Annotated in this window: 4 protein-coding genes; 2 read left to right on the top strand and 2 right to left on the bottom strand. The window is 66.1% G+C overall.

The window, feature by feature from the left end; translation table 11 throughout:
• Positions 1-130: 130 nt before the first annotated feature.
• Complete coding sequence (locus tag ACMZ91_RS10635; RefSeq protein WP_277778682.1) at positions 131-1441, bottom strand: PQQ-dependent sugar dehydrogenase; 1311 nt, start codon at positions 1439-1441, stop codon at positions 131-133.
• The gene (locus ACMZ91_RS10630; RefSeq protein ID WP_414578629.1) at positions 1434-1874 is read right to left on the bottom strand and encodes a DUF2231 domain-containing protein; all 441 of its coding nucleotides are present in this window, start codon (positions 1872-1874) and stop codon (positions 1434-1436) included. The genes ACMZ91_RS10635 and ACMZ91_RS10630 overlap by 8 nt, the downstream gene beginning before the upstream one ends.
• A gap of 310 nt (positions 1875-2184) precedes the next feature.
• On the opposite strand from ACMZ91_RS10630, the gene ACMZ91_RS10625 reads away from it, so the two are divergent.
• Together ACMZ91_RS10625 and ACMZ91_RS10620 are read left to right on the top strand one after the other, a co-directional pair.
• Positions 2185-3951, top strand: coding sequence for a S8 family serine peptidase (locus ACMZ91_RS10625; RefSeq protein WP_049400824.1), 1767 nt, complete (start codon positions 2185-2187; stop codon positions 3949-3951).
• Entirely contained in the window at positions 3951-4544 is a 594-nt protein-coding gene (locus ACMZ91_RS10620) for a S8 family serine peptidase (RefSeq protein WP_189720183.1), read from the top strand. The genes ACMZ91_RS10625 and ACMZ91_RS10620 overlap by 1 nt, the downstream gene beginning before the upstream one ends.
• The last annotated feature ends 83 nt before the right edge of the window (positions 4545-4627 follow it).

Here is a 4627-nt window from a genome sequence, read left to right as displayed (position 1 = left end):
GCCGGGACTTCGATCCGGCCATGCTGAAGGTGGGTCAAGCCTGCTTCCAGCAGGCTTGACCACGAACATAGGATCTCGACTCTACAAAGGCCGGATCCACAGCAGTCGAGCGTGGCTCGACGCTACAGAGTTACTTGGCAGACACCCGCCACACCACGTCGCCCACGTCGTCGGCGACCAGCAGTGCGCCTTCGGCGTCCATCGCCATGCCTACCGGTGCGCCCATCAAGGTCTTCTCGTCCTTCGAGGCGAAACCACTGACCACGGTCTGCGGCCGCCCGGTCGGCTTGCCGTCCTTGAACGGTACGTAGACCACTTCGTAGCCGCTCAGCGGCGAACGATCCCAGCTGCCGTGTTCGCCGATGAAGGCGCCGCCGTGGTACTGCGCCGGCAGTGCCTGGCCGGTGTAGAACAGCAGGCCCAGCGGTGCCACGTGCGAGCCGATGGCGTAGTCCGGCGTGATGGCTTTCGCCACCAGGTCCGGCCGCTGCGGCTGCACGCGCTCGTCCACGTGCTGGCCGTAGTAGCTGTAGGGCCACCCGTAGAAGCCATCTTCCTTCACCGAGGTGAGGTAATCGGGCACCAGATCCGCACCGATTTCATCGCGTTCGTTCGCCACGGCCCACAGCGTGCCGGTGCTCGGTTCCCAGTCCAGTCCGGTCGGGTTGCGGATGCCCGACGCAAAGATGCGGCTGCCACGGGTGGCCACGTCCACTTCCAGCACCACCGCGCGGCGGTACTCAACGGCCAGGCCATTCTCGGTGATGTTGCTGTTGGAGCCCACGCCCACGTACAGCTTGCGGCCATCGCGGCTGGCCAGCAGTTCCTTGGTCCAGTGGTGGTTGATGGTGCTGGGCAGGTCGGTGAACTCGCGGCCCTTGTCGGACATGCGGGTTTCACCGGGCACGTAGTGGTACTGCACGATGTTGCCGGTGTTGGCCACGTACAGCGTGTCGCCGATCAGCTGGATGCCGAACGGCGAATGCAGGCCTTCGATGTAGACATGCTGGGTCCAGGTGTTCGTGCCCGGCGTGCGGCGCAGCAGGGTGACCCGGTTGCCGCCCTTGCCGGCCTTGCCCGAGCGCGCCTTGACCTTGCCGGCGATCCACTGCTTGGGCGTGGTGACCGGTTCTTCACCGGGGCCGTTGCCTTCCACCACCAGCACATCGCCATTCGGCAGGGTCAGCAGCCGCCGTGGATGCAGCAGGTTGGCGGCGATGCGTTCGATCTTCAGGCCGTCGGCCACGGTGGGCGACTGCCCCTCGGCCCAGCCGACGCCCGTGGGCACCTGCATCGGCGGCATCAGGAAGTTCTTCGGTGCCGGCAACGGCGGTTGTGCACCGGACTGGTCAGCGGGATGGTATTCGGCCTTGCCGGCACAGGCCGACAGCATCACGGCCAGCGCCAGGGCGCCCACGGTGGGCAGGATGTGCTTAGCCATGACGACCTCCCTGCAGCACCGGCGGCTGCAGTGACAGCAGGGTCAGGCCCAGGGCGATCAGGGCCACGGTGAGCGCCGACAGGATCGTGCCCGGCACGGCAACGGCATACGCATCGCGGCTGTGCACGAAGGCATTCCAGATCGCCAGCAGCACCGCGACCAGGTTGAGGAAGAAGTCGATGCGGTCGATGCGGGTGGCGGTACCGTTGCGGCGCCAGACCGCGAACAGGTTGATCAGGCGCGGAATGATGGCGATCAGCAGGCCGAAGGTGATCAGCCAGGCGGCGGACTTGCCCCACATCACCTCGGCGCTGTTGAGGTAGATCGCGTCGAAGATCAGCGCGCCGACGAAGAAGCCGAAGGGTATCGGGTTCAACAGGCTGAACAGCGTGGTGCCGAGGCCGCGATGGGCCTGGGCCAGAGGGTTGACCATCATCGTGCTCCGATGCGGAAGGGTGCACGGGCTGTAGTAGCACAGCCGGATGTGAGGGCGCGCGATGATGCCGGGTGGATCCACGCCATGTGTGGATGCGGATACCAACCCAGGTTGGCGCCTACCAGATGCGGGCCGCTGCAGTCGTCATTACCCCACGGCATAAGTGTTTGTGACGCAATCGGCACATCTGCAGATTGGGAGTGTGAAGAGGTAGGGGGTTGTTCGTTGTGTCGCGTTTGGCTCGTTGCGATGGGGCAGTTCCGCCCCGCCGTCCTGCCATGCCGATTCACAACAGAAGGATTCGTGTATGAAGCGACACACGCAACGCTCCGCGCCACCGCGCTCCGCGCGCCTGGCCCTTGCCACTGCCCTGGTGCTGGGCAGCCTGGCCGTCACCGCCCAGGCCCAGCAGGCCGATCCGCTGGCCGGGCGTCAGTGGCATCTGCTCAACACCGGACAGGCCGTACTGGGCGATACCCTGCCGGTGGCTGGCAACGATCTGAACGTGGATGGCCTGTTCCGCAATGGCATCCGTGGCCAGGGCGTCACCATCGCCATCGTCGATGACGGCCTGCAGATCGCACACCCGGACCTGGCCGCCAACGTTGCGGCGGTCGCCGGCAAGAACTTCGCCAACCAGAGCAACAACCCTTCACCTTCCAATCCGGACCGCGACAATCACGGCACCATGGTCGGCGGCATCGCCGGTGCAGTAGGTGCCAACAATCTGGGCGTGCGCGGCGTGGCCTCGGCGGCCACCCTGAAGGGCTTCAATTTCCTGGCGTCCAATGCCCAGGGCAATTCGAATTCCAACATCGAGTACTCGTGGTGGGACGGCGCCGAAGTGGCCGACGTGGGGGTCTTCAACAACAGCTGGGGCTCCAGCCCGGGCAACCCCAACCTGCCGCTGGCCTACAGCCAGAACGACATCGCCGCCTATGAGCAGGCCATGTCCGGCACCCGTGGCGGCCGCGGTGGCATCTACGTGAAGGCCGCAGGCAACAACCACAACAACGGCGCACGCTCGGATGGCACCGACATCTGCTCGGCAGACACCAAGAACCGCAACACGGGTTGCATTCCGGCCGGTCGCGACCCGCGTAACAACCTGTTCAACGTGATCACCGTTGCCGCCGTGCGCGCCGATGGCGTGCGCTCGTCCTACTCGTCCACCGGCTCGGCGCTGTGGGTGTCCGGCTTCGGCGGTGAGAATGGTTGGCAGCGGCAGGTCGTGCCGGGGCAGCTGGCGATCCGCTACGATCCGGCCATCCTCACCACCGATGTCACCGGCTGCGCGCAGGGCAGCAACAAGAACACGAGCCTGCGCAACACTTTGGACGGCGACCAGTCTGCCATCGACAGCACCTGCAACTACACAGGCAAGATGAACGGCACTTCGGCGGCCACGCCGATGGTGTCGGGCGTGGCGGCGCTGCTGCTGGAGACCAACCCGAACCTGTCCTACCGCGATGTGAAGTACATCCTGGCCACCACCGCCACCCGCACCGATCCGAACCGGGCAGCGGTGACCCACTCCGACGGCCGCGTGCTGGTGCCGGGCTGGACGGTGAATGCCGCCGGCCGTGCCTACAGCAACTGGTACGGTTTCGGTGTGGTCAATGCAGCACGCGCGGTACAGGTCGCAGAGGACTTCCAGCCGCTGGGTGCACTGGTGGATAGTGGCTGGCGCAACACGACGCGTACCGTGGCCATCGGCAATACCTCGGCGGCCGCGGCGCGCCTGACCTTCCAGCTGGCCAACGGTGCGCGCAACATCGAGAGCGTGCAGCTCGGCTTCCGCGTCAACCACAGCAACACACGCCAGCTGCAGTTCGTGCTGATCTCGCCCAGTGGCACCCGCAGCGTGGTGCAGCCGGCATTCACCGCGATCGGCTCTGGCCTCAATGGCGTCCAGCGCAACTTCACCAACTGGGACCTGCTGTCCAGCAATGCCTTCCTGGATGAGAACGCCACGGGCACCTGGACGCTGGAAGTCACCGACCTGGGGCAGGCCGCGAACGCTGCATCGCGTGGCAACCTCGAATTCTTCAAGATCCGCGTTCTGGGGCACTGATGATGAAGACGACCATTCTGTTGAGCACCCTCGCCCTCGCGGCGATGACCACCACCGCCTGGGCACAGAGCTCGGGCCAGACACCTCCGGCGAAGACCTTGTCGACCGTAGACACGCAGCAGTTGAAGGCGGAGGCTACTGGCCGTTCGTTCAATGTGGGCGGCTCGCGCTTCCAGCTGGCACCGTCGGCAACCGTGCAGCCGGCCAGCGGCGGCCAGTTCCGGATCACCACCGGGGCTGATGCCAGCGCGGCGGCCGTCGGCACCCGCAGCAAGCGGTCCACGGATGCGTCTACCGGTGTGGCCGCACGTGCGGATGCCGGTGCCAGCAAGTTTGCGGCCGCTGTCTCCAACGATGGCGCGCCGGTCGTGGCGACCTCGCGGGTCAAGGTGTTCTTCACCGATGCGGCTTCGGCGCAGCGTGCGGCCACCGCCACCGGCGGCACCGTGGTGAAGGTATCCAAGGCCTCGGGCCGCGCGATTGTGGAGTATCCGTCGGTGAACGCGGCACTGGATGCGACCACCAAGCTGCTGTCGACCGCCGGCATCAAGGCGGCCGAGCCGGACGTGGTGCAGTGGGAAGAAACCAAGTAAGGCGTTGAGTGGTGCCCCCGGCCGGTTGGCTCTCCTGGCCGGCCGGGGGATTGGTGTGTGGGGTGTGCCGACCAACGGTCGGC

The sequence above is a fragment of the Stenotrophomonas sp. FR024 genome, from assembly GCF_047500745.2.
Taxonomy (GTDB): domain Bacteria; phylum Pseudomonadota; class Gammaproteobacteria; order Xanthomonadales; family Xanthomonadaceae; genus Stenotrophomonas; species Stenotrophomonas maltophilia_A.
This window is presented reverse-complemented; position numbering and strand designations above follow the sequence as displayed.